This window comes from Candidatus Kurthia intestinigallinarum, assembly GCF_003991225.1.
GTDB classification, from domain to species: Bacteria; Bacillota; Bacilli; order Bacillales_A; family Planococcaceae; genus Kurthia; species Kurthia populi.
In genome coordinates this window covers 1-26910 of the sequence record NZ_JTFC01000042.1, presented here as the reverse complement: position 1 = coordinate 26910, position 26910 = coordinate 1, and the positions used below count along the sequence as shown (strand labels likewise).

Here is a 26910-nt window from a genome sequence, read left to right as displayed (position 1 = left end):
GACCTTCACCAACCCTTCTAGCGACCGACATCTTTTGGTAAGCCTAAGATGCGCTCCGCAATCGTATTTTTTTGAATCTCGCTCGTACCACCACCGATTGTTTGACCAAATGAATACAAATAATTTTTCTGCCAATAACCCTGGTCTTGTACAGCATCTTCTTCCCACAGCATTCCCGCGTGACCTTGAATTGAAATAGCTTCTGAGAATAATTTTTTCGTCATTTCACTAACGAATAATTTATCCATCGAGCCTTCTACACCCGGATGTCCCACTTTTAGCTGCTTTGTTAAATTGCGATAATAATTTAATAACGAGCCACGTTGATTCATATATAAGTCAAGTAGACGCTTACGTACTTCTGGTTTCGCAATCAATGGTTGGTCATCCTCTGTAACCGTTTGAGCTACATTCACAAGCTCTGCAAATTGCTGTTCAAGTGAAAATACTTGAGCACCAATGCCTGTACGTTCATGCATTAATAACGCAATCGTCACACGCCAACCATCATCTACTTGTCCGATAATTTCGCTGTCATAGGCTACTGCATCCGTTAAATACACTTCATTAAAATCATGCTCACCATTCATTTGAATAATCGGGCGTACTTCTACACCAGGTTGATTCATATCCAGTAAGAAGCATGTAATGCCATGATGCTTTTTCTCCCCTTTACTCGTACGTGCAACAAGGAAGCACCGGTCTGCAAAGTGAGCAAAGCTTGTCCAAATTTTTTGACCATTAATCACCCACTTGTCCCCTTTTTTAACGGCCGTCGTTTGTACAGCTGCTAAATCCGAACCTGCATTTGGCTCTGAATAGCCTTGGCACCACACTTCTTCTCCTGTTAAAATTTTCGGGATGTATTTTTCCTGTTGTTCAGGTGTTCCGATTTGCATCAAGGTTGGTCCAACCATATGAAGCCCCACATAGTTTACAAGTGGTGGCGCTTTCACACGAACCATTTCTTGATGGTAAATAATTTCCTCCATCAGTGTCGCATTACGTCCACCATGTTTCTCAGGCCATGCAATCGCTGCCCAGCGGCTATCGGCTAATGTTTTTTGCCACTTACGTAAAAATTGACCTAGCTCTGCTTCCTCTGACGGTAGTTGTTGCGACGCTAGCCATCCCTCTGGAAGGTTTTCTTCAAGCCATGTACGTAACTCCTGTCGAAATTGTTCTTCCTGTGCTGTATATGAAAAATCCATCGCGTTTCCTCCTCAACCTTATGCGAGCGTCCATTGTGGCAACGCACGATCCTCTGTAATGTCTTGCCACACCATTTTTACTGGTGTTCCAATATCAATTTGCTCGACTGTTGCCTCTAAGACATTGCCAATAATTTTGACTTCTGGTAATTCATCGAGTTCAACAACCGCAATCACTAACGGCATATCATTTTCAAAGCCTGGTAAAAATGGACGATAAGAAACGACATACGTATAAATTGTGCCACTAATTTCCGTTCCTCGGTTTTCCCACACAAGCTCCTGGCTTCCACAATGAGCACATGCTGGGCCTGGTGGATGTGCATAGGTATTACAGCTCGTACATTTTTGAAGTACAAGCTCATGACGATCCGCCGCATCCCAGTACGGTGCATTGTCGATTGTTTTTAATGGAATTGGTTTCGCGTATTCTACTTTTGTTTCTTCAATCATGTGAACTCCCCCTATTTTCGTAAAATCATTGCGCCAGCCATATCCGGACCTGCCCAGCCTGTACAAATCGCGATATCATGTTTTTTCGCCTGACGTTCTGTTCCTTCATATTCACCGCGCACTTGGCGGACAATTTCTAATACATTATTCATACCATGTGTATAACCTTCTGACAGCATTCCGCCCGCTAAGTTTGTCGGAAGTTGTCCATCAATTTTCAAGTTTCCTGCAGCGACAAAGTCCCCTAATTCGCCTTTGGGAGCAAGACCATATGCTTCTAATTGGCGTAATACCACCCAGCTAAAGCAATCGTAAATCGATGCAATATCAATGTCTTTTGGCCCGACACCTGCCGCTTCGTATAACGGCTGTGCGACATAATCAGACGCCACTTCATCAATGTTTTTCCAGTAATGTGCATGAGATACCGCGCGACGAGCAGCCATCCCCATAATATAAGCGGGTTTTGACTGGCAATCTTTTGCACGTTCAGCACTTGTGACGATAATCGCATTCGCTTCGTCCGACTCTAAGCAAAAATCATGTTTTGTAAACGGTGAGCTTAGCTGCGCCGTTTGTAGATATTCTTCCATTGTTAATGGTTTACCATAGAAGAAGGCATTTGGATTACGCTGTGCATGTTCATAGAAGCTTGTACATACATGACCTAAATGCTCTTGTGTTAAGCCATTTTGCTTCATATGACGCGTAGCGAATAAACCAAACCATTGCCCTGGACTTGCCGCGCCATATGGAATGATGTAGCTGCCGCCATCAAAGGCTGATTGCAATAAATCACTACTCCAGCCACCGCCTCCCATACGCATACCAGAGCGTCCATTCATCGAGCGATAAATGAGCACTGTATTCGCCTGGCCTGTTTCAATTAAAGCAACAGCATCTGCAATTAGCATTTCCGTACTACTACCGCCCCCCAAAATTTCTTTAACATAGTTTGGTCGTACACCTAAATAGGTTGCTAATTGATGCGGTGAGCAAGAATCATTTTCACAATAGCTCATAAAGCCATCGATTTCTTTTGCTTCAATTCCTGCATCTGCAATAGCTGCACGAGCCGCATCTAATGCTAAATGTAACGGTGTCGTTCCTGAATTTTTTGAACGTTTACTTTCACCAACACCTACGATGGCGTATTTATCTCGAATTTGATTCATCCATAACACTCCTTCGACTTAAAATTGTAGCGTTGCCTCTCCTGAACCAACGATTTTTTCTGGACCTTTTTCTGCATATAATGTCAGCACCGCAAAGCGTGAACCGTCTTTTTCATACGTTTCTTTAATCACGCCTCGACATGTGATCGTATCTTTCGGAAATGTCATCGCACCAAAACGCATACTAAAATCTTTTACCGTTGCAAGAGTTCCTGCAAGATGATTGACGTATTCTCCTAAGAAACCCATGATGAGCATGCCATGTGCAATAACACCAGGCATCCCAATTTTTTGTGCAAATGCATCATCTGTATGAAGCGGGTTAAAATCTCCTGAGGCTCCCGCATATTTTACGAGCTGTACTTTTGTCACAGGCTCCTTTATATAAGCAGGAAGTTCCTGCCCTGTTGTTAACTGTGCTAGTTCTAGCATCGTCATTCCTCCTTATGCATTCGCCGAAATCGGACGATAAATAATATTTGTACGACTTGTGACAACATGCTGTCCCGCCTCGTCTGTCATTTCCGTATCCATCACAATAAATTCCATCGTTCCATTTTTACCGTCACGTTCATATACATCCGTCACTTTTAATTGGCATGTTAATACATCCCCTGGGCGGATTGCACGCGTATAAATAAAGCGCTGCTCCCCGTGTAACATACGGCTATAATCTAATCCTAAATCTAACTCCTCTTCACTTTCTTCTGACATCGCAATTGGGAATGTTGGCGGTGCAATAATACCACCATGTACCGTTGTTTTTGCAAATTCCTCATCACGATAAAGCGGGTTTGTATCCCCGATTGCCTCTGCAAACTGACGAATATGACGTTTTTCAATTTCTACTGTATAAGGTTTTCCTGTTTTTCCAATTAAATGTGCTAAACTCATTACTATCCCTCCATCGCTTGTCGAATCACTTGTTGCTCTTTCACAACAAGCATCGCATCCGCTGCCCTAATACCTTTTTCGTATACAACAAGTGGATTAATATCAAGCTCTTGAATCTGCTCTCCATGGTCTATCATGAGTGCCGATACTTTTAACAGAACATCGACAATTGCCTCTGTATCTATTGGCGTTTTTCCACGCGCACCATGTAAAATTGATTTTCCTTTTAATTCATCAAGTAAATTCAATGCATCTTGACGATTGATTGGTGCTACTTTAAAAGCGATATCTTGGAATACTTCAACGAAAATACCACCAAGTCCCACCATAATTACTGGCCCAAATGTGCTGTCATTATGTGCACCGATAATTATTTCAACACCTTCACCCAACATCTCCTGTACAGAAACGCCATGGACACGTGCCTCTGGGTTGTAGCTTCGCGCATTTTTCACAATTTCCACATACGCTTGACTCACTTCTTCTGGTGTTTGTACATTTAACCGAATTGCGTCTGCTTCTGTCTTGTGTGGAATATCTGGTGAATCAATTTTTAGCACGACTGGGTATCCTATCGCTGTTGCATGCTCTACCGCTTCCTCAAGTGATGTCGCAATACGACGCTCTGTTGTTGGAATATCATAGCGTGCCAGCACTTCACTTGCCTGTGCTTCACTCAACGTTTCACCTGATACTAATAAATCATCTAATACCGCATGTGGTTGACGATAATCTGCTAGTGAAGTAATCGAAGATTGTCGATATGCCTCACTATATTCCACTAGCTTCTTCAGTGCGCGCACTGGATTTAGATTACATGGTACAACCGCAATACCGTTTTCTACTAAAGCTTTTGTCGCTTTTGGATAGGTCATACCATCGAGTGGGAATGGGAATAACCCAATGACTTTGTCACTCGCCTTACTTAATTCAATAAATTCTTGTAGCTGCGGTGAATTTTCATCCCAAGCATATGGGAAATCAGTAAAGATAATATTATGAACTTCCGGATCATTTACAAGTACTTTTAATGGCTCCAAATAAAACTCCGGGTTCGATACCATTGCGGCAGCTGTTAAATCAACTGGGTTCGTTGTGCTCGCATAGTCCGGCAAGCTCTTTTGAATAGCCGCCTGTGTTTCAGCAGATAGCTCCACAATGTTTAAACCATGTGCTTCACAACGGTCCGCCTCATTAATGCCACGACCACCTGAACTTGTAATAATGACTGTATTATTTCCTTTAGGTAATTTATTGGGATTAAATAATTTCGTAAAACCGATAACATCATCAAAATCCTCTGCACGAATAATGCCATGCTGTTTAAAAAAGGCATCATAGATTTTATCTGAGCCTGCAAGTGAACCTGTATGAGATGCAGCTGCACGACTACCAGCCGAGCTCTTACCTGTTTTCATCAATAAAATTGGCTTATTTTTTTGAAGAGACTCTTTTGATAACGCTTTCAATTTTTCTGGATTTTTAGCACCTTCTAAGTAACCACTAATAATATTCGTTTGCGGATCATGTACCATATATTCCATGAAATCTTCAAAGCTGGACTCCATTTCATTCCCTGTACTAACAAAATAGTTAAAGTTAATACCATGCTGTGCGGCTGCCATATACGTTAATACACCAAAAGCGCCACTTTGCGAAATATAACCGACGCCTCGCTGACCATCGAGTGGTACAGTTAAAAATGATGGCGTAAATGTGCCAATCAAGCCATTCTCTGTGTTCACTAAGCCTACACAGTTTGGTCCTACGATACGAATGCCGTGTGTTTTTGCGAATTGACCAAGTTCTTGCTGCAGTTGCTCACCATATGCCCCTGCTTCTGAAAAACCTGAAGCAAAAATAATCGCCGCTTTTACATTTTTTGCTGCACACGCTTCAAGACCTTCTTTAATTTGTTCTAGACCAAGGCAGAAAATAACAAGATCCACTTCACCTGGTACATCTGCTAATGATGGGTAACATGTTAAGCCCGCAATTTCTTTTGCCGTACGATGGATTGGAATAATATCGCCTTTAAATTTACCATCAATTAATGCGCGAATTTGAAGATGGCCGATTTTATAGGGGCTCTCAGAGGCACCTAAAATCGCAATAGACTGTGGGTTAAACAACGGCTTCAATGATTCATAATTTTGTAAATTTTGTGTCATCAACTTATCCCCCTTATATCATTCGTTCGCAGATTCGTTATCTGTGTATCTATCATACCTTTAGTATTCTGAAAATAATGAAAATTAAAGTTAGCTAAAATAATAAACTAATAAGGAATTTAACGTCCCTATTAATCACTTCAAAAGCTTGATATAATAGACTTTCAAAAAAAGCGGTATTTTTTTATGCACAACTTAACCCCGACTTTGCAACTTGTAAGCACGACTTTTTAACAATGTAAGCGCTTTTATTCCAACAAAAAAACAGTACGCGTCATATAAGACAAGTACTGTTTCAAGATAATAACCAACGTTCTAAACGTTTGCGTAATTTTAGTGATGGTCTAACGATATTTCGCTCTAATTGACTCATATAAGCAGCTGACACATGCAACATCTCACCTGCCTGTGATAACGTCAGATGCTGGCTTTTACGAAAATTGGCAAGTTGCTTTGCAAATTCTTCATTCTCTTTTTTTGTTGTCGTCATAGGTACTCTTTTTTTCTCAAGTGAATGATATGTTTCGAGTACCGCTTGTGGCGGTTCAATAATAACTGCCGCATTGAGCCAATAATTCCCCCAGCCTTTGCCTACCGCTACAGCTTCATCCCAATTGACATAATGCCAGCCTGCAATCACACCATCTGTCGTTAATTGATCGAGTGCCTTTTCAAAACGCTCACGTGTTCGAGAAGGTGAACGTTGATTTAAGGTTTCCCCAATAGCTTTTAGTAGCGTCGACACCTTATTCGCTTGCCAATACTTTGCTTGCGAAGCTTGTGTACGCCAGCGCCAACTTAAATATCGACATAATTGTTTTTCATGGCGAAAACGATATACATGATAATGAAATGCACGAAATGGTAATAATGCCAATTGTCGCTGAGAACCACTCAAGTACGGTGTAAAAATAGGACCTAATTTATAGCAATATTCTTGTTCAAAAACGAGTAATGGTCCTTTCAACTTTAAAGGCGTCGGTTGATTTGTATGATAACTGACCATTTGCTCAATCTCCACATGGATATTTTTTAGCAATGCTAAAACAGCTAGAACTTGTTGCTTTTGCTTTGCCTCGTAGCCTCCTCGTCGTCCTTCTCCACCTAATTTCTGCTTAATATCACGCATCATTAAAATATCTGTTAAACGAATTTCGACTATATTCTGCATGTTTTCTGACTGGTGAAGGAAAAAACCACATAAAATATCTAAAACATCTACCGCTAATACAGCCATCGTAGCATCAATTATTTGTCCTTCTTTTAAAAATAAAGTTCCTTTTGTTTTTCCTTTTTGAAATGAATAGACTGTTTGGGAAGAGTTTAATTGATAAAGCACTTCTCGAATTACTTGATAAAGTGTATTATTCATCACATACATATAATGAGGCACTGTTGCAAGTTGTGAAAAATCGCGTGCATTTTGCATTGTTTGTGTTACGCTTTTTTCGACCTCAATATATACTTCTAAATCCTTCTTTAAAAGAAGAATTACTTGCTCCTGCCACTCTTTAATATAGTCGTCAACTACAAGTGAAATTTTATCAATAAAAGTCTCATCATTCGCGACATCGTTCATGTGAGCGAAAAATAATGCATTCAATGCTTTATCAGGTAATTTTTTCAACGAATTAAGCCCTTCTACAACGACAATATCTTCTAAAATTGCCATCGTCAAAGTATCGCTATACCATGTAGTGAATGCATCCCATGTTTTTTCCTCACCGATAAAGGTCCATTTTTTAAGGACATTTTTTGTAATCGTTAATGAATCGTCTAGTAAGTGCTGATCTTGTAACAATGTTAAATTTAAATGCTGTTGCTGACTAACAACATAAAAAATAACAGATTTTGCGAGCTTTTCAATTAAACGTTCCCGTGCACGGACGCGTAACTGAAAAAACAATGCTTGATTTTCTAAATAAGCCGATTCTTTTACAATAAACACTTCAGATGTGTGGAAAATTTTCTCTTTTTCTAATTTTAAAATGGTTCCCATGGATTGATAGGTTTCAAAAAGCTTCACATAATCGTAAGGTTGCTCATCTTGTTCAAACATAAAAAGTACATAAAAAGGCTGGATTCGTGCACATAATTTAATCATTTCTTGCCTAAACATTTCCGAGGATTGACTTAGCGATAACGAGAGATGTGACATCGACATAATTGACCCCCTATTTTTCTTATCACTAACAATAATTCGACATTTAAGCATTAAATACCTTCAAAAAACAGCTTTTTTCACACAAAAAAAACCATGCAATCACATGGTTTTTAGGCTTTTGTTGTAAAAACATGTACTTCTTGTCCATTCAACATTTCTGTCTTATCCAAATGCATACCAATTGTTTCTGCAATGCGCATCGAAGCTTTGTTACCTGGTTGAATTAGCGCAATTAAATTTGTTAAGTGCATTTCTTGCTCGGCATAGTCTTTCATTGCTTCTGCTGCTTCTGTCGCAAAGCCTTGACCCCAGTAAGCTTTCGCAACCCAATAGCCGATTTCAAATTGTTTTTGACCATTCATCACTTGTGGTACGATGCCCGCATGCCCCATTGGCTCACCTGTTTTGCGGTTTTCAATAATTTTTAATCCGGTATGTTCGTCTTCACGATAATGCGTATAAATCCACGATAAAAATTGCTCAACTTCCGCATCATTACGAGTTTGACCGTCACCGATATAGCGCATCATATCCTTTGATTGTAATAGACCCTTTAAAAAATAAAAATCCGCATTCGTGTAATTGCGAAAACGTAAGCGCTTTGTTTGTAGATGGAACATAAAAGTCCCTCACTTTCTGTAACTTATTAGGTGGGAACACTTGCAAATAATGACATGTAACTAATATGCCAACTTTTTAAGTCTTTGTTCTATTGTACCTTTTTTTAGGTCATTTAGGGCGAGAAAATGAATGTTTTTTAATACATGCTTATTCTATCTGATAGTTATTGCTACTTTTATACAAATAGATGATAACACTCATTGTCTATTAGAAAATCTGCATAAGAAAAAGAGGCATTTTTTAGTAAACAATACCTCTTTCTTTTACCTCTATTATCGAACCACAACAGCTTGCTTTCTTGCTAAATAAGCTGCTTCAAATTGCTCTTTTGGTACCCAATAAATCTCTTTTTCATCTGCTGGATCATGAACACGATATTTTTGTGTGACACTATTATAGCCTGTTAAAAGCATGACATGTAGATTACTTACAAATGTTGCAGAATGTTTTTTACCAATATCCCATTCCCCTTCGCGCGGAGGTTCAAAACGAAACGTCACCCATACCACTACAGGATTTCCATGAGCTAATTCTTGTTGTAATTGTTTTGGCGAAGCACCTGAAATATCAACAATCATTTTACTATAGGCTTCACGTGCATAGGATGTAAGTGGTTTTGGGAAAATCGTTTGGAAATAACCCTCCATTGCATAATAAGGTGACCCAACAAAGCCTTTATTTGGATTACGATCTGCTTTTGGCATATTATCAAGAATTGTTTTTAGGGAGACATCATCATTGTAGCCTTTATAACGTAAGGCCATTAATAGAGATGTCCCTTCACAACCAAATGGCGCATCAAGTGGCCGATACTGACTAATATATGGAACATTTAGCGCTGTATATTGATATCCCTTCGGAGCATCTGCAACATCCACTTTTGCTACCCACCCAACAAAATTACCATAGGTTACATAATAATGAGCACCTTCATAATTTGTTGCTTGTAGGAGTGTATAAGCTGGTATATTGGCCAACGTAGTTCCTTCATAAGGAACACTTTTTAATTTGGTTTCTTCTTTTGTATACAATGCTTTTTTCTGTCCCGTTTTAAATTGGTACGATACCGCTGCTAACCCAAGTGCGGCAGCGATAGGCATCCATTGCTTTTCTGCCATCGAAATCCCTCCTCACTTATTTCTTTTATTATAGTATCAACGTCGATTCGTTTACAAATATATACTTATTTATAATAGTAATATAATTCGATGAACGAAGAAATTTAAAAAAAAACGTTTATTTATTATTTCACTGGGAATATATATTACATAACAGCAAAAAGGAGGTTTTACCATGTTTTCATTTATCTGGTTCATTATTATTGGTGGTATTCTAGGATGGTTAGCAGGACTTATTCTTGGTAAAGACATTCCTGGCGGCGTTATTGGTAATATCATTGCTGGTATTATTGGTGCTTGGCTAGGTAGCCTAATTCTTGGTGACTGGGGTCCTAAAGTTAGCGACTTCTACATTTTACCAACTTTATTAGGAACAATTGTACTAATTTTAATTGTAAGCTTTATTATGAAAGCTATTGGCGGTAAAAAATAATCGCTCATAATAAAAAGCCTTTTCCATTATAGGAAAGGCTTTTTATTATATAAATATATTTTAAAAAGCATTAGAGTGGTTATTTCATCCATTTTGTGGTAGACCTATAATATAAAATGTTTTTAAGGAGGAGAAATGATGAAATTTCCAGAAGTAAACAATCAACTATTTATCAATGGCGAATGGGTGGATGGTAGCGAAGATGCTGTTGCTGTGTACAATCCATCTACAGGTGAAAAAATTGCTGATATTGCACAAGGTGGCACAAAAGAGACAGCTGAGGCTATTGCCTATGCAGAGGGAGCTTTTGCTGGCTGGGCTGCAACGGATCCTAAAGAGCGCGCGCGTATTTTACACAAAATTGGCTCTTTAATAGAAGAAAACCTCGATCGCCTTGCGCTTATCATGACACTGGAACAAGGAAAACCACTCTCTCAATCAAAAGTAGAAGTTCAAACCTCTGCAGATTCTTTCCATTGGAACGCAGAAGAAGCTCGTCGCTTATATGGTCGTGCGATTCCCGCTCCAAGTGAACATCATTTCTTAACCGTTTATCAACCGCTTGGCGTTGTTGGCGCAATTACGCCATGGAACTTCCCTTCAAACATGATTGCACGTAAAATTGCTCCTGCACTGGCAGCTGGTTGTACGGTTGTTATTAAACCTGCGAGCGCGACACCATTTTCTGCACTTGCTCTTGCTGAATTATTCGTTGAAGCAGGATTACCAAAAGGTGTTGCAAACGTTGTGATGGGTAAATCAAGTGATATCGGTAAAGAATTAACAACGAATGACACAGTGAAGAAAATTACGTTCACAGGTTCAACAGAAGTTGGCCAATTATTAAATGAACAGTCTGCTAGTACATTGAAAAAAGTATCTATGGAACTTGGTGGACATGCACCATTTATCGTCTTTGATGATGCAGATTTAGATCAAGCTGCAACAAGCCTTGTGACAGCGAAATTCCGTAATAATGGTCAAGTATGTGTCTCACCAAACCGTATTTACGTTCAAAAATCCGTGAAAAAAGAATTTACTGAAAAATTATTAGAAGCTATGAAAACGGTTGAAGTTGGCTTAGGCATCGAAGATAAAACAGTGGGTCCATTAATTAATGAAGAAGCACGCGAACATGTAGAAGCACAGTTAAAAGATGCGACTGATAAAGGCGCGACGATTTTACATGGTGGTAAACGTCCTGAAGATGAAAAATTTGCAAATGGTCCATTTATTGAACCTACTGTCATTGATGGTATTACAAAAGATATGGATATCTACTATGTAGAAACATTTGGTCCAGTCATTCCATTAATCGAATTTGAAACAGATGATGAAGTAGCAGAAGCAGCAAATGATTCTGAATTTGGTTTAGCTTCTTACTTTTTCTCAAAAAATATCGCACGTATTTCACGCTTTTCAAGTGCACTTGAATACGGAATGGTCGGTGTTAATACAATGGCGATTTCACAAGCTGAAACACCATTTGGCGGCGTAAAACATTCTGGCTTTGGTCGCGAAAATGGTACAGAAGGTATTCATGAGTATGTTTATGCTAAATCTGTTTGTATTCATGACTAATTACTACGTATAAAAAGGTTCTCTTCTAAAGATCTCACGTCTTTGAAGAGAACCTTTTTTTATGCAATTCTTTTTCTTATGATGCTAAAACTATTTTTCTAACAAAACACATAACATATCCAAATAGTTTCATACAATAACAAAACAGTCGCATTTTCATTACAAAACGATGACGATATGTCAATTTTAACAGTCAGATTAAAATGATAGCTTTTTGTCATATTTTTAACATATTCACATAATAGTATTGTTATGAATTCGATATATGATGTGTTTGTAACAAAAAACAAGTACGAAAAAGGAGTTCATTGATTCATGAATACAAAAGCAAAAATCTTTTCTTCATTAGCATTAACGGGTATGTTATTCTCAGCAACAGGTGGTTTTAATGCATCAGCTATGGCAAATGACGGTGGTGCTGCCCCAAAAACAACGTATAAAACAACTTCATATAAAACAACAACTTCATCTTCAAATACATACACTGTAAAACAAGGTGATACTCTAGGTGCAATTGCCTCTAAATTTGGCACATCTTACAAAAATATTATGGCATTAAATGGCTTATCTTCTACAACGATTTATACAGGTCAAACATTAAAAGTAAAAGGTACTGTAAAAGCATCAACACAAGCTGTGACAAAAACATCAAATAGCACAGCTTCAACACCACAATATAAACGTTCAACACAAGCTTCTACAACTACACAAGCTTCTGCAACAGGTATGGCAGGTGCAGCAAAAGTAGCATTAGCACAAGTTGGCACACCTTATAAATGGGCTGGTAAAGCTCCAGGTGGCTTTGACTGTTCTGGTTTAGTTTACTATGCAGCACAACAAGCTGGCGCAAATATCGGCTATGCTACTTCAGCTGGCTACTATAGCATGGGTACATCTGTGTCAACACCTCAAGTTGGCGATTTAGTATTCTTTAAAGACACGTATAAAGCCGGCATTTCTCACGTAGGTATCTATGTAGGTAACGGTCAAATGGTAAGTGCTGCTTCAGGCGGCGTACAAGTGGATGATATTCACGGCGCATACTGGGGCGATCACTTCGTCGGCTACAAACGCATGTAATCTTAGCAATCACCTATTCTAAACACTGTATAGACCCCCCTCTACCTAAGAGGGGTTTTTCATGTTTTCTGTGCCATCATCCATTTAAGTGCTTGTTGCTCTAATTGTTTAATAAAATCATTTTTTCCATCACAATAGGCGTTATTATCATAAGGAAAACGTGCAGCCAATTGACTTTTCAACGCCTCATACAGCTGGCTCTGCTCAGGATGTCTACGTAAATAATCACGAAAAGCAATATGCCGCTCGATTTCAACAATATTTGAATAATGAAACGCATGGATATGATGCGTACGCATATCGCCGCCCTTTCGATAGAAGCGACGACCTATAATGCCATATTCACCAAGTGCCTCATATCCTAATTGCTTAAAATCATCATCTAGTTGATTAAGTTTCTCTAAATCCTCAACAATTAATAGCATATCAATAACCGGCTTCGCACTTAGCTTCGGTACAGATGTACTGCCAATATGCAAAATGTTCACGTACGTTTCATAAACAATGCTTTTTATTTTTTTACTTTCTAACTCAAATAACACCGGCCACTGCTCATCATAGGGTACGACATTAATTTTCCTCATTGCTACCTCCGATGTTGTAACACTTTTTCAAGATATTCCTCTAACGTCATATCCCGTTCTGCCGCAAGTGACTCCGTATCTTCAATAATTGACTCAACAGAATAATAAGGTTTACAGCGAATCCAGCGCGATGATTTTTCGTGAAGAACAATACCCTCACTTTCTAATAGACGCTCAATTTGGCGATAACTTATTTCCTCACCCTGGTCCTTCAATTCTAAAAAAACTTCTGCCTTTGATGCTTGCTCATCTAAAATTTTTTGAACACTAAATAACTGAATTTCTCGATACGTCATCTCATTCACCTCTGTACAATTTACGCTATTATAACAAATTATTACATTTGAACCTATTAAAAAAGCGACCATTCTCTAAGAAGAGAATGATCGCTTTTCGTTATTATTTTTTCACATAAACAGCTAATACTGCTTTAGCAGTTGTTGCTTTATTTGTAACCACAACCGTTAACTTTTGTTTATTTTTTTGTTTTGCTAATTTGATATTGAATTTACCATTTGAAGGAACTTTCTTCGTTGCTAACACTTTGCTACCTTTTTTGACAACAATTTTTGACCCAGCTAAAGCTTTACCTGATAAAACAGTTGGTTTAGTTGTTTTCGCAATGTCTGTCTTTAATACCGCTGTACTTAATGCATTGAATCCATTAAGACGCCCATAACCAGACACTAAGTCTTTTCCTACTGCTAACTTATAAGTAGCTTCTTCTTCATAATCATCATAATCCTCCGAGCCGCCAATAAGGTTTAAAATATCATCATCACTTGATGTACCATCATTGTCTCTTTCTTCGAAGGCAACATTTTTCGATGATTCATGTAATACCGTACGAATTTGACCAATCTTCATAGAAGGATTAGTACTTTTTAATAGTCCAACAACCGCTGCTACATGTGGTGTGGCCATCGATGTCCCACTCATATATGTGACATTACCATTTGGTACAAGACTTGGAATATTCGAGCCAGGTGCTACTAAATCTAATTTATGACTATAATTTGAATAATCGGATACGACATCAAGCGGGCTTGTAGCACCCACTGAAATTACATAACGTGATGACCCTGGATATGAGATACCTTCTGCACCGTCATTCCCGCTCGCAACAATAATTGCCACATTTTTAGCATGTGCATATTTTAGTGCTGCTTCAATGGTACGGCTGTAAGAACCACCTAAGCTTAGGTTGATTACTTTAGCACCTTGGTCAACCGCATATTTAATACCTAACGCAACACTTTCAAGTGAGCCACTACCTGATTCATCTAACACTTTTACAGGTAGGATTTTTGTATGTTGGTTAATACCACGCATTGAGTAACCATTTGTTGCTTGCGCAGCAATAATACCCGATACATGTGTACCATGACCATTATCGTCAAGCGCTGTTTGCTGGCGATCAACATAGTTACGTCCTTTATTCATTAACACAACATTTTTTAAATCCGCTAATGTATTATCAACACCCGTATCTACAACCGCAATTGTTGTCGTTTTTAAAGCTGTTGCATTGACTAATTTTTGTAATCTTACATTGCTTACATCTGCTCCAGTAATTCCTTCAGAACCTGTGTTTTGAAGTGACCATTGATATGGATATTGAATATCTGCTGCAAGTGCATGATAGGTTGTAACCGGCTCTACATATTCAACAGCCGCCATCTTCTCAATTTGTGTGGCTGTTTTCGCTGTCGTTGCTTGCTGTGCCTTCATCGACATTGACGTATCCTGAGGCTCTAGTTCGATTACGTACGTATCTTCTAAAATTTCATCATTTTTTACAGCTAATGTAGAAGCTGTCGTTTTACCCGTTGCTTGCTGTTTAAATTTAGTAAATGAATAGCCATCTTTCAATTTTACAATAAATTTATTTTTTGACGATTTTTTCGTTAATTCGCCTGTTGCTTGCTTCACAACATCGGCTAAATCTTCACCAGCTAAACCATCTGTTAAGCCAACCTTCTTCGCTGCCGTTGTCATTTTTTGTTGTAATGTTGCTGGAACATTATTAAATGTGATATCAAATAATGCTTGAATCGCTTGTGCCTCTGATTTCGTAATCACGCGCGTACTTGCTGCCCCGTTTTTATTCATATCTTTCACAAGCGGTTGAATCGTTACTAAATGTTTGTATACCGTTTGTTTTAAGCTGCTATCTGTTAGTAATTTTGCAGCTAAAAATGGCGCTGCTTTATAATACAATGCTGATAGTTCGCGACCATCTGCTGTTTTTGATAAAATACCATCACGGAAAACGCGAATATCTGATAGCATCGTTTTCGCATCTTTTTTCCCGTCAACGCCAAGCTCTACTGGGCAAGCATTGCCACTTGATAACTCGGTTGCCGGCGCTAATGTAACAGGTTGTGCAGTTAGTGTATATGCTACTGTCGGCACTTGCATTTCTTCATCCGTCACACCATCTTCTGTTGCCGGTTCACCGGCCATCGATCCGTCATCCATAAAGCCACTGTACTCTACTTTAATATAATACGTTTCATCCCAAGCATATGGAAATTTGATAATTGCTTTACCGTTTTCGACAGTTCCAGCTACATATTGTTCATATGCCTCATTATTTTGTGCTTTCTCAGCACTTGAAAACATTGTGACATTTAAAATATAATCACTTTTCAGTGTTAATTTTACGTGTGAATGCTTTTTAATATCACTTGCCGTTGGTTTATATTTAAACCATTTAACTCCGGCTTCGTTAAATGTTTCATCAATTGTGGTATTATCGCCTAGCTTAATAGCATTTGCTAAATCTGCATCAGTTACGGCACTTGCATTTGCAACCCGCACAGTTGGCAAAAGCACACTAATGATTAGTACTAAAATAGCTAACCATAGACTACTTTTTTTCATGTAAATCCCCCTATAATTATATTGGTAGTTTTCACTCCTTTTCCTATTGTAAAGAAAATAACAGGAAGATGATATATGTTTTAAGTTTTTCCTTGCATTTCATCCATTTTATAGAATTTTTTTGATGATAATATGACTTTTGACGTAAATTCCAATGGCGTTCATATTCCGTTCATATAACGGTTTTATAATAAATTTAGTTTTTTAATAGAGAGGGGTTTATTCCTTGGAACCAAAAGAAATCCGATTTCTACGTGTAATGGGGATTGCAGATGGTATTTCGCTTCTTGTACTATTGCTCATTGCGATGCCATTAAAATATTTTGCTGGATTACCGATTGTTGTAACAATTGTAGGTAGTCTTCACGGCGCGATTTTTGTAACCTATGTTATTGCAATTGCTATTGTACAATTACGTATTCGCTGGCATATTATTTATAGCCTAATTGCAGGAGTAGTTGCCTTTATTCCCTTTGGAAATTTCATTTTCGATAAATATATTAAACAAGCTGGCGAGAAATATTATGCAGCTAAAATAAATGCTTAAAAAAGACACTGGGGCAAAATACGTCATTTTCCTTTTTTAGTGTTCACAACGAAAAACCGGAACCGCGCTGTGGCGCGGCTCCGGTTTTTCTTTTGCTCATAGGAACGGTTGTTTTTACACGTATGTCCCAGTCTCTTTTTATTATTTAGCAATTTTTTCGATTAATGGCTTTAACCAATCTGTTAATTGTGTAAACGTAAAACCTGCTTCTGTCGCTTTAGCATTTGTCATATACCAAGATGCTGGAATGCTATAAGGAGAAGCCCCCTCAACAATGATTGCTTTTTTGCCAACTACTTGTTCAATAGTTTGTATTAATGTACGCATTGAAATTTTACCATTTGCTGTAGCATTATAGGGGCCTTCAATATTAGCAAAACCTGCCCAGTAAAGAAATTCTGCAGCCTCGTCTGCCAAAATAAATGACATTTCAGCATCAAGATTAACAAATTCTATCGCTTCACCCTGCTCAATATGCTCTACGTAATAACTTAAACGACTTGTATAATCATCATCGCCCATGACAATTGGAAATCGGACAGCGACAACTGGGAAATTAGCGTAATCTTCAAATACGGCCTCTGCCTGACGTTTACCTTCCGCATAACTATGCTGCTGTGAAGGAATTAAATCATAGATATAATTCATAGCATTAAAATCTTCTTCACGTTTCGCTACACCATCCGCTTCATAAACGGACATCGTTGATGTGAAAATAAGACGCGTCGTATGGTCATTTAAAATAGCGCAAAGCTCCATTGCTTCTTTTGGCGTATAACAAATATTGTCGTACACAATATCATACACCGTTTCTTCAAAAGCTTCGCGTAACTCACTACTATTTGTTCGATCTAGTATTGTATGATGAACACGCTCATCAAATGGATTATCATGCTGTCCGCGTGTTGCAATTGTCACATCATGACCTTGTTGTACAAGCTTTTCGACTAAATGTTTGCCGAAAAAGCGCGTTCCTCCGATTACTAACACTTTTGCCATCATTCATTCCCCCTGTTCGCATAATCCTCTGTATTTTGTGGTATACAGTAAGTACTATTAACCATACCATACTCTATTTTCGGAGAACAAGGGAGGCAACCCTATGCAAATAATTCGTGAAAAACGTTGGCTATATATTCTTTTTTTTAGTATGCTATTGCTCATTTCTTTGACGCTCTTTATTCATTATAGTATTGGCTCTGTTATTGTAAACGGTAAGAGTATGGAAAACTCTATTCATGATGGCGATAAGTTTATTACGAGTCAGCTGGCCTATAAATGGAACGCCCCGCACTATAATGATATTGTCATTCTCGATGCCTCTACAATTCCTGGACATGAATTATACATTAAGCGCGTCATTGGCCTTCCTGGTGACGTGCTCGTTATTCGTAACAATCAACTTTATCGCAACAAACAGCGTATTGAAGAGCCATATATTAAAGAACGCATGATCGATACACATCTATCTATTACAGTACCTGAAAACCATTTATTTGTAATGGGTGATAACCGCAATCACTCCACAGATTCACGCGTTTTTAGTGCCATTGATATGCGTAAGGATGTTAAAGCTGTTGTATTATTTCGTATTAAACCATTTCGACAGGATTATGACTGACGATACCAGTTGAACGCATTTTCATATAAAACTTTTGACGCCACCGCTTTGTCAAAAAGCCCCTTAATTAATTTAATATCTGTATGGCTAAACGGGTACTTCGCACGACCGATGATACGACATTCCTGCTTATACTTTATAACAGCTCAACTAAACGCATACCTACTGCTTCAGTGGTTGCATGCCCGCCAAAATCAGGTGTTAATGTTGTTTTTTCAGCGAGTAACTTTTCAATCGTTGTTAAAATATGTGCCCCCATCTCTGGTCGTTCAAAGAAATCAAACATTTGACTAACCGACCAAATGGCGGCAAGTGGATTGGCAATGCCTTGTCCTGCTATATCTGGTGCAGAGCCATGAATAGGCTCAAACATAGACGGATAGAGGCGTTCTGGATTAACGTTTGCACCTGCAGCAATGCCCATACCACCTGCGATTGCTGCGCCTAAATCGGTTAAAATATCGCCAAACAAATTAGATGTCACAACAATTTCAAAACGTCCTGGATCCATGACCATAAACATGGCCGCTGCATCGACTAAATATGAATGTGTTGAAATGTCTGGGTACTCTTGTGAAACCTCTTCAAATACCTCATCCCAAAAGACCATTGAGTAATTAAGCGCATTGGCTTTACTAATGCTTGTGACTGACTTACCACCTTGACGGCGCGCTTCTTCAAAAGCGTAACGAATAATCCGTTCCACTCCCTTGCGTGTAAAGACACCTGTTTGCAGTACTTTCTCCTGAGGCGTTCCTTTTTCAAGCCATTCCCCAACACCTGCATATTCACCTTCACTATTTTCACGAATAACGAGCATATCAATTGTTTGCTCTGTACCATGACGTAGCGGCGACTCTATACCTTTTAATAATTTTACAGGACGAATATTAACATATTGGTCGAATTTTTTACGAATCACTAATAGCAATTCACGTAATGAAATATAATCAGGCACCCCTGGGAATCCTACTGCACCTAGATAAATGGCATCAAATACTTGCAATTGCTCTAGCCCCTCATCTGGTAGCATCTTTCCATGCTTTGTATAATACTCACAGCCCCATGGGAAATATGTATACTCAAATTGAATCGTACCGTCGATTTGCGCGGCACGATTCATCACCTTAATCCCTTCTGTCACTACTTCTGGTCCAATGCCATCTCCTGCAATGACCGCGATACGTTTTGTTTCCATTTCTTCATCACCTCTACGTTTAAAATACGCCTCCTAAAACTACTTGGCAATAGTTTTTTCCATATTATCTCATTCAAATAAATGACCATCGTTTCCGATACATAAAACAGGGAAAGGACAAACTAGGAGGTGTATGAACGATGATTTTCCATTCAAAACCTGATAAACGCTTTCTGTTAGTTGCACTTATCTTCATTAGCTGTCTTGCAATAGCGGTTGCCCTCCCCATCCTGTTTATACCACAACTCAAATTGATAGATCGATTTCTTATTTTAGGTATCGGATTTATGATAGTAAGCTTTATTGCTTGGTATCTGCTTGTTGTTAAATATACGTTGACAGCGCATGGTTTAGTAGCACAAGCTGGGCCATTTAAACGCTTTATGCCGTATGAACATATTTTATTCGTTCATCAAACGATGCGACGTCGTGGCAATAATCGTATTGCGAATGCACAAAAGGCACTAACACTCTATGCGATTCGACCAGACCGCCCTACTCAACTAAGAGAAGCAGAAATACTCGCACAAAAACATGGTGAGAGTATCAACAACTATGTAATGCGCTTTATTGCCGATCCTACAAAACGTTCAACCTATTTAAAAGAGGGCTTTGATCCAAGCATTTTACAACGTATTACAATTTCCCCTTATGAGCAGTCATTATTCGTTACAGAATTACTACGTTATTTGGATACGCAGACGACATAAAAAAAAGAGCTGGATATCCAGCTCTTTTTTCTTACCATTGGTTGTTTTTATATTTTTGATAGTAATTGTATTGACGTGCTGCCATGTACAATTTACGTTTAAGGCTTTTATCTTTTGGATAGAATAATGGATTTGCCCATTTGCCTTCTTTAATAAGACGACGGCACTCTGCATTGATTTCATTGTTCTCAACGAAGTCACGTAATACTTTTTTCGGTACAACAGAGAATAAAAATTCCCCATTTGCATAGACAACATCTTTTTTCTTATTATCAACACAGTCATCTACAAGATAGCGCGCTAGGTTGTGACCTAGACGTGTAACGTAGTAACTTGAACGACCTTGACGAATATTGATTTCAAATACTTTGAATTTACCATCACGTGTATCGTATTTTAAGTCAAAGTTTGCAAAACCTGTGTACCCGATATATTCGATGAAATCCTGCATTTTACGCATTAAATCTTTATCGAAGCGGCTAATGATAGATGTATAGTTCCCAATAGCTGTTGGTGTATGTTCTTGTAATACAACTTGGCCAAGTGCTACTAATTGAACATTTTTGTTCTGATCGGCATAAACTACACCATCCCACATTAACGTATCGTCGCCAGGAATAAATTCTTGAATAATGATTTCATCGTGATAGCCTGCATTGTGTAATAAGTGTAAAATGCGGTTTACTTCTTCTTCATTTTCCGCTTTGTATACTTTTTCTTTTCCTTCAAATTTTAAATCTAAGTATAAAATAACATTACTTGGTTTTAAAATTAATGGATAAAGAATTTTTTTATCATCGAATGGTTTTTCGATTGATGCACAGTTATAAAAACGTGTTGTTGGGTAATCGATGCCATATTCTTCACAAAGCTGATAGAAATTTGCTTTATATTGTAAGGTATCCATTACTTCGATTGAAGGATAGTTGAATACGAAATATTTTTTAAGGAACTCCGCGTTTTCAACGATATAACGAACGTACATATCGTTTGTCCCAACAAGCATTAATTTCTTACCTGATTTACCGTATTTTTTCGCTACTTTCTCCATGATTTTCGGGAACTCTTCTGGTTCACCTAATTTTGGAAAGTATTCAATTTTACCAGGAATTGTACTAAATTTTGTGAATGGCAACTCACCACGTCCCACTAAAATAGGATTCACACCATATTCTTCGTGGAAAGAAATTGACATATTATATGCGTTAATATCTGTACCGACAATAATCGGAATAAAGTTTAATTTTGACATGATAGCCTCCATAAGTTATCCATAAGAAATGGTTATTGCTTTCATATTACTTTTATATGATAATATACTTAGTAAAATTGACATGAAAGCACATTTTATCTGCATTTGTGTACAATCTACACACCTTGTTATTATATTACTAATCTTGGTAGTTCGTAAACTAAACACTGCATTTTTTTCACGCGTTTGCGTGTTTTTTTTATATAAATGGGTAGAGAGTAAGAAAGAGGTGATTTTAATGAATCAGCAATTGAAAATTGGCACGCTTTTACTCATCGCCTTATTACTTGCGATCTTTATTACACCAATTGCTACATTATTTTACAATTGGACGTTTTTATCACCATTTATTTGGCGACTTTTAATAGCGTTCTTTTCATTTGTAATGCTGTGCATTGTCCTCGTTATGGCCTATCGTCAAAAATCAGATAAAAATTATGTACTGTATTACGCGACATTACTATTTATGCTCGCATTAACACCGCGACTTATTTATAGCGTTGCATTTGGATAAAAGTAGAGAAATGGGCATCGTATATACGACGCCTATTTTTTATATTCATTGAAGAAGGTATATTTTTTGAGAAAATAGACAAAAAAATAAATAGTTCAGTCAAATGGCGGTTGCCTTATCGCTTCTAATAGATTAGCGTTAACATAGACAAAATCATATTGGAGGATTTTATGACAACAACGCTAAAAGTAATTAAAAATCCGAAGTTAATGGCAGCTGGTCTCATGCTCAGTGCCTTCATCGGATTATTTGGAGAGACTGCACTTAATATGGCTTTAACAAATATTATGGCTGACTTCTCTGTCTCTACAGGAACGGTACAGTGGCTAACGACTGGCTACTTGCTTGTTTTAGGTATTTTAGTTCCTGTCTCTGCACTATTATTACAATGGTTTACGACCAGACAACTCGCTGTCGCTGCACTTCTTTTTTCAATTGTGGGGACCGTGATTTGTGCCGTTGCACCAAACTTTACATTCTTAATGCTCGGAAGAATTGCACAAGCAACTGGTACAGGGATTCTAATTCCTCTATTAATGAACGTTATTTTAGTCATCTTCCCTATTGAAAAACGTGGCTCAGTGATGGGAATTATGGGGCTTGTCATTACACTTGCTCCTGCTATCGGTCCTACATTATCAGGGATTATCGTTGACGCATTAAGCTGGCATTACATTTTTTGGATTAGCTTAATCTTCTATATTATTTTATTTATCGTATGGGTACCTACCATTCAAAATGTTTCAGATATCACAAAACCAAAAATCGATGTTCTTTCTATTATCTATTCAACAATTGGATTCGGTACATTGATTTATGGTCTTGGAACATTAGCAGGTACAGCAATTACAGAACCAGCTGTGTTTATTCCGCTTATTATTGGCGCCGTTGCACTTGTATTATTTAGTATTCGCCAATTGAAAATGGATGAACCGATGATTAATCTCCGTGTTTTCAAGTTTAAAAACTTTTTACTCGGAACCATCTTATTATTTATCGGATTTTCACTTATTTTATCATCAGCAATCTTATTACCACTTTATTTAAAAGGTGCGTTACTACTAACTGCTGTTACTGCAGGGTTAATGATGTTGCCTGGTAATATTTTAAATGCTATTTTAGCACCGATTGTTGGTCGCATCTTTGATAAAATTGGTCCACGCTTCTTATTAATAATTGGCTTCGCAATTACAGTAGTTGCTAATGTGCTCTTTGTTTTCACAATGAATAGCAATCCACCACAATGGATCATCATTGTCGCATTCGCCTTATTATGCCTTGGACTAGCAATGTCATTAATGCCCGCACAAACAAATGGTTTAAACGAATTACCTCCTCAGCTTTATCCACATGGTGCCGCTGCAATGAATACATTGCAACAAATTGCCGGTGCTACAGGTACAGCACTTGCTATTACATTAATGAATATCGGCATGACGCAAGCTGAAGGAAAAACAGAAGCTACACTTATGGCTTCTGGTACACAATACGCTTTTATTTTCATCTTAGCGATTTCAATCGTAGGATTTATTTTAACGCTATTTGTAACACCAGCAAAATTTAAAGAATAACATTAAAATCCATATAAGCAAGCATGCTGCGAAGCAAACGTAAAGCAGGTAAGTAACACTCATTATGACTTAAAAAGAAAAGACATGATTACATCGATGTAATCATGTCTTTTCTTTATTTAAAATTAAATTATTTTAAGAAATAAATGGAAACCATATTACATATATCTATATGTCTTTATACACATATATAATAAATTAGAACTATTTAATTTAAAAAAATAACATTTTAATTGAATAGTATTACATATGAACTAAATGTTTATTTTATTTTAGTTAATATTATACTTATAAAGGTAAAATTATTCTATATAGTACAAAAAATAACGGTGGTTATTATAAATATGAGAGAAAATAATCAAAATATAAAAATCCATTACAAAATGTATAAAAAAGGCAAGCACTGGGTATTCGCATCTATCACTGCATCAACTATCGCAATCGGCGCATTTACATTGACTGGATTATCAGCATCAGCAGAAGAATCCACTACTGTTACTGAACAAACGGTTTCTCAGCCTAAAACTGAAACTGCTCCTGTTCAACAAGAGCAAGTGGCTTCTCAGCCTAAAACCGAAAATGCTCCTGTTCAACAAGAACAAGCGGTTTCTCAACCTAAAACTGAAACTGCTCCTGTTCAACAAGAGCAAGCGGTTTCTCAACCTAAAACTGAAACTGCTCCTGTTCAGCAAGAGCAAGCGGTTTCTCAACCTAAAACCGAAAATGTTCCTGTTCAGCAAGAGCAAGTGGCTTCTCAGCCTAAAACTGAAACTGCTCCTGTTCAGCAAGAGCAAGCGGCTTCTCAACCTAAAACTGAAGAAAATCCTGAGGCAAAACAAGCAACTGCTTCTGCACCCGTAACAACAACTACTTCTTCTACAGAAGCAGCTAAAACGGTTACAACTGCGGCAAAAGAGTATGCAACAACGACTGTTAAAACATCAGCTAAAGCAAAAAAAGCTGTTGCAAAAGCAGCAGCCGCTACAACAGAAAGTAATATCACTTCTGTAACTAAAGATAATTTTGAAGATCATTTCGTGTTAAATGGCTCAGCTAAAAACCAATACAACAAAAATTCGGGTACTGTAACACTTACACCTGACAAAATAGATCAATCCGGTAACTTTGCATTAAACGAAAAAATAGATTTATCAAAGAGCTTCACCTTAAAAGGAAAAATTAATCTAGGAACAAAATCTAAAAGTCAAGGCGGTGCAGATGGTATTGGTTTCGCATTCCATAATGGTGACCCTTCTACAATCGGTATGAGTGGCGGTGCTTTAGGCATCGGGAACCTAGTCGATGCTTTTGGATTCAAATTAGATACTTTCTTTAATGGAGAAGGTGCAAATGGCACAAAAGGTGAATACTTTATGAGGGATCCTTATAAAAAAGATAATACATCATATGGCGCGTTCATTTATACAGACCCAAACGTTGTACCTAAATATGGTGAAAATGTAAATAAAGATGAAATTGGAAAAACAAAACACTATGCCTATACAGATGAAGCATCTGTAAAAGAAATCTCAAACCCATATAATAATACATTCAGAGACATTTTATTTGAATATAATGGCGATACGAAAATGATGAAAATCACATATGAAGGAAAAGTATGGGAAGCAGATATCACAAAGTGGAAAAATGCTGATGTAGACGCCTACTCATTTATTGTAACTGGTTCAACTGGTGGTTCTAGTAACCTACAACAGTTCAAAATTGAAGATTTTTCATATACAGCAGCTGGAAAATTCACAGCATTATTTAAAAGTAAAGAAAATGAAACGCTGAATGAAGCCTACTCAAAATACGATAAACAAGGTGTGACAGCTGATTATTCATCAGATATAAATAGCATCTTCAGTGATATTTATAAACAAGGCTATGACTTTGTCGGAACAGATTCAACACAAACAGATAAAGGCGAGTATACTGAATCCAAAAATAAAGATGATTCACTGAATGTCGCGGTAAAATTTGATAATACACCTAGTCAGGTCATCTATTACTTTGACCGTGCTCCAGGTAAAGTCGTTATTAAATATGTAGACCAAGATGGTAATGAGTTACGCTCACAAATCGATAAAACAGGAAAATTTGGCGAAAATTATACCTCTAATAAATTAAGTTTCGATGGTTACCGCTTCGATACAATGGATGAAAACAGTGCGGCAACGAATGGTACATTAATTCGCGTAGAAGATAATTTAACTGTTATTTATAAATATATCGCGCAAAGTACAATTGTTTTTTCATTCTTTGATGAGGAAGATTTGAATACCTCTTTAAAGCCTAGCTTTGATAAAACAGGTGATGAAAAAACATCTGATTCAGTGAATGACGAGCTAAGTACTATTTTAGAAGCTATTAAAAACCAAGGGTATGATTTTAAGGCCGTTACAACTTCACAAGATAATATGTTTGATGAAAACGGAAAAACAATTACGTATTTAAAAGAAGATGGTTCTGTAAAATACATCTTCAACAAAGCATCCGGAAATCTAATTGTGAAGTATCAAGATGAATCTGGAAACGAAATTTCATCAACTAGCTCAAATACAGAAAAGGTTGGTACAGATTACACAACTTCTCAGCGCGATATTGAAGGCTATACATTTAAAGAAGTAAATGGTGAAACACAAGGTCAATATACTCGTGAAGACACAACAGTCATCTATATTTACACAAAGAATCCAGATATGATTGGTAATTTAACTGTTCATTATTACATCCAAGATACAACGACTTCGCTAAAAGATTCTATTACTCATAAAGGCAAAGTGGGCGAGTCATTCCCACAAACAGGAGCTGATATTGAAGGCTACACATTAGTTAATACAGTGGGCTCGCCTTCCGGTTCATTCACTGCTGGTGAACAAACGATTACGTATTACTACACGAAAAATCCTGTTGTGGAACCACCTGTCGTAGAACCACCTGTTGTGGAAACCACCTGTCGTGGAACCGCCTGTCGTGGAACCACCTGTCGTAGAACCGCCTGTCGTGGAACCGCCTGTCGTGGAACCGCCTGTCGTAGAACCGCCTGTCGTAGAACCACCTGTCGTGGAACCGCCTGTTGTGGAACCACCTGTCGTGGAACCGCCTGTTGTGGAACCACCTGTC

General features: G+C 37.8%; 24 protein-coding genes. 9 read left to right on the top strand and 15 right to left on the bottom strand.

What is annotated here, in order from left to right; all coding sequences use genetic code 11:
* Positions 1 to 17: 17 nt before the first annotated feature.
* The 9 genes from QI30_RS16580 to QI30_RS16540 form a co-directional block, all read right to left on the bottom strand.
* Complete coding sequence (locus tag QI30_RS16580; RefSeq protein WP_126991693.1) at positions 18 to 1211, bottom strand: acyl-CoA dehydrogenase family protein; 1194 nt, start codon at positions 1209 to 1211, stop codon at positions 18 to 20.
* An 18-nt stretch (positions 1212 to 1229) separates the two neighbouring features.
* Positions 1230 to 1664: a Zn-ribbon domain-containing OB-fold protein gene (locus tag QI30_RS16575; RefSeq protein WP_126991692.1), complete on the bottom strand. Its 435-nt coding sequence runs from the start codon at positions 1662 to 1664 to the stop codon at positions 1230 to 1232.
* A gap of 11 nt (positions 1665 to 1675) precedes the next feature.
* Complete coding sequence (locus tag QI30_RS16570) at positions 1676 to 2839, bottom strand: thiolase C-terminal domain-containing protein (protein WP_126991691.1); 1164 nt, start codon at positions 2837 to 2839, stop codon at positions 1676 to 1678.
* Between the two features lie 18 nt (positions 2840 to 2857).
* Entirely contained in the window at positions 2858 to 3271 is a 414-nt protein-coding gene (locus tag QI30_RS16565; protein ID WP_126991690.1) for a MaoC/PaaZ C-terminal domain-containing protein, read from the bottom strand.
* 12 nt (positions 3272 to 3283) lie between these two features.
* The gene (locus QI30_RS16560; RefSeq protein ID WP_126991689.1) at positions 3284 to 3733 is read right to left on the bottom strand and encodes a MaoC family dehydratase N-terminal domain-containing protein; all 450 of its coding nucleotides are present in this window, start codon (positions 3731 to 3733) and stop codon (positions 3284 to 3286) included.
* 2 nt (positions 3734 to 3735) lie between these two features.
* Positions 3736 to 5904: an acetate--CoA ligase family protein gene (locus QI30_RS16555; protein WP_126991688.1), complete on the bottom strand. Its 2169-nt coding sequence runs from the start codon at positions 5902 to 5904 to the stop codon at positions 3736 to 3738.
* Between the two features lie 295 nt (positions 5905 to 6199).
* Positions 6200 to 8068, bottom strand: coding sequence for a helix-turn-helix domain-containing protein (locus QI30_RS16550; protein ID WP_126991687.1), 1869 nt, complete (start codon positions 8066 to 8068; stop codon positions 6200 to 6202).
* A gap of 110 nt (positions 8069 to 8178) precedes the next feature.
* Positions 8179 to 8688: a GNAT family N-acetyltransferase gene (locus QI30_RS16545; RefSeq protein ID WP_126991686.1), complete on the bottom strand. Its 510-nt coding sequence runs from the start codon at positions 8686 to 8688 to the stop codon at positions 8179 to 8181.
* Between the two features lie 273 nt (positions 8689 to 8961).
* Complete coding sequence (locus QI30_RS16540; RefSeq protein ID WP_126991685.1) at positions 8962 to 9807, bottom strand: C39 family peptidase; 846 nt, start codon at positions 9805 to 9807, stop codon at positions 8962 to 8964.
* Between the two features lie 175 nt (positions 9808 to 9982).
* Between QI30_RS16540 and QI30_RS16535 the strand changes: the two genes are divergently transcribed.
* From QI30_RS16535 to QI30_RS21180, 3 genes are all read left to right on the top strand, one after another.
* Positions 9983 to 10240 carry a GlsB/YeaQ/YmgE family stress response membrane protein gene (locus QI30_RS16535; protein ID WP_126991684.1) on the top strand — a complete coding sequence of 86 codons (258 nt, stop codon included), beginning with the start codon at positions 9983 to 9985 and terminating at the stop codon, positions 10238 to 10240.
* Between the two features lie 138 nt (positions 10241 to 10378).
* On the top strand, positions 10379 to 11821 hold the full coding sequence (locus QI30_RS16530; RefSeq protein ID WP_139993081.1) for an NAD-dependent succinate-semialdehyde dehydrogenase: 1443 nt from the start codon (positions 10379 to 10381) through the stop codon (positions 11819 to 11821).
* Positions 11822 to 12136: 315 nt separating this feature from the next.
* Positions 12137 to 12901 (top strand): NlpC/P60 family protein, encoded by a 765-nt coding sequence (locus tag QI30_RS21180; protein WP_126991682.1) that lies wholly within the window; start codon positions 12137 to 12139, stop codon positions 12899 to 12901.
* Positions 12902 to 12960: 59 nt separating this feature from the next.
* Here QI30_RS21180 and QI30_RS16520 read toward each other — a convergent pair whose 3' ends face one another.
* From QI30_RS16520 to QI30_RS16510, 3 genes are all read right to left on the bottom strand, one after another.
* Positions 12961 to 13485: a GrpB family protein gene (locus tag QI30_RS16520; RefSeq protein WP_126991681.1), complete on the bottom strand. Its 525-nt coding sequence runs from the start codon at positions 13483 to 13485 to the stop codon at positions 12961 to 12963.
* A 2-nt stretch (positions 13486 to 13487) separates the two neighbouring features.
* Positions 13488 to 13781, bottom strand: a complete 294-nt coding sequence (locus QI30_RS16515; protein WP_126991680.1) for a hypothetical protein — start codon at positions 13779 to 13781, stop codon at positions 13488 to 13490.
* Positions 13782 to 13884: 103 nt separating this feature from the next.
* Positions 13885 to 16371: a S8 family peptidase gene (locus QI30_RS16510; protein ID WP_126991679.1), complete on the bottom strand. Its 2487-nt coding sequence runs from the start codon at positions 16369 to 16371 to the stop codon at positions 13885 to 13887.
* A 226-nt stretch (positions 16372 to 16597) separates the two neighbouring features.
* On the opposite strand from QI30_RS16510, the gene QI30_RS16505 reads away from it, so the two are divergent.
* A complete protein-coding gene (locus tag QI30_RS16505; protein ID WP_255411582.1) occupies positions 16598 to 16918 on the top strand; it encodes a DUF3817 domain-containing protein in 321 nt (106 codons plus the stop codon).
* A gap of 141 nt (positions 16919 to 17059) precedes the next feature.
* Here the strand turns inward: QI30_RS16505 and QI30_RS16500 are convergent, their stop codons facing one another.
* The gene (locus QI30_RS16500; RefSeq protein ID WP_370323629.1) at positions 17060 to 17920 is read right to left on the bottom strand and encodes an NAD-dependent epimerase/dehydratase family protein; all 861 of its coding nucleotides are present in this window, start codon (positions 17918 to 17920) and stop codon (positions 17060 to 17062) included.
* 100 nt (positions 17921 to 18020) lie between these two features.
* Between QI30_RS16500 and lepB the strand changes: the two genes are divergently transcribed.
* A complete protein-coding gene (gene lepB, locus QI30_RS16495) occupies positions 18021 to 18539 on the top strand; it encodes a signal peptidase I (RefSeq protein ID WP_126991677.1) in 519 nt (172 codons plus the stop codon).
* 136 nt (positions 18540 to 18675) lie between these two features.
* Here lepB and QI30_RS16490 read toward each other — a convergent pair whose 3' ends face one another.
* The gene (locus QI30_RS16490; protein WP_126991676.1) at positions 18676 to 19737 is read right to left on the bottom strand and encodes a tartrate dehydrogenase; all 1062 of its coding nucleotides are present in this window, start codon (positions 19735 to 19737) and stop codon (positions 18676 to 18678) included.
* Between the two features lie 140 nt (positions 19738 to 19877).
* Between QI30_RS16490 and QI30_RS16485 the strand changes: the two genes are divergently transcribed.
* Positions 19878 to 20447 carry a hypothetical protein gene (locus QI30_RS16485; RefSeq protein ID WP_126991675.1) on the top strand — a complete coding sequence of 190 codons (570 nt, stop codon included), beginning with the start codon at positions 19878 to 19880 and terminating at the stop codon, positions 20445 to 20447.
* Positions 20448 to 20478: 31 nt separating this feature from the next.
* On the opposite strand, the gene QI30_RS16480 is transcribed toward QI30_RS16485, so the two are convergent.
* Positions 20479 to 21699: a carboxylate--amine ligase gene (locus tag QI30_RS16480; protein WP_126991674.1), complete on the bottom strand. Its 1221-nt coding sequence runs from the start codon at positions 21697 to 21699 to the stop codon at positions 20479 to 20481.
* Positions 21700 to 21937: 238 nt separating this feature from the next.
* Between QI30_RS16480 and QI30_RS16475 the strand changes: the two genes are divergently transcribed.
* From QI30_RS16475 to QI30_RS20845, 3 genes are all read left to right on the top strand, one after another.
* Complete coding sequence (locus tag QI30_RS16475) at positions 21938 to 22213, top strand: hypothetical protein (RefSeq protein WP_126991673.1); 276 nt, start codon at positions 21938 to 21940, stop codon at positions 22211 to 22213.
* 170 nt (positions 22214 to 22383) lie between these two features.
* Positions 22384 to 23784 carry an MDR family MFS transporter gene (locus QI30_RS16470; protein WP_126991672.1) on the top strand — a complete coding sequence of 467 codons (1401 nt, stop codon included), beginning with the start codon at positions 22384 to 22386 and terminating at the stop codon, positions 23782 to 23784.
* Between the two features lie 344 nt (positions 23785 to 24128).
* Positions 24129 to 26910, top strand: a 2782-nt coding sequence (locus tag QI30_RS20845; protein ID WP_199754710.1) for a lectin-like domain-containing protein, incomplete at its 3' end; no start/stop codon positions are given.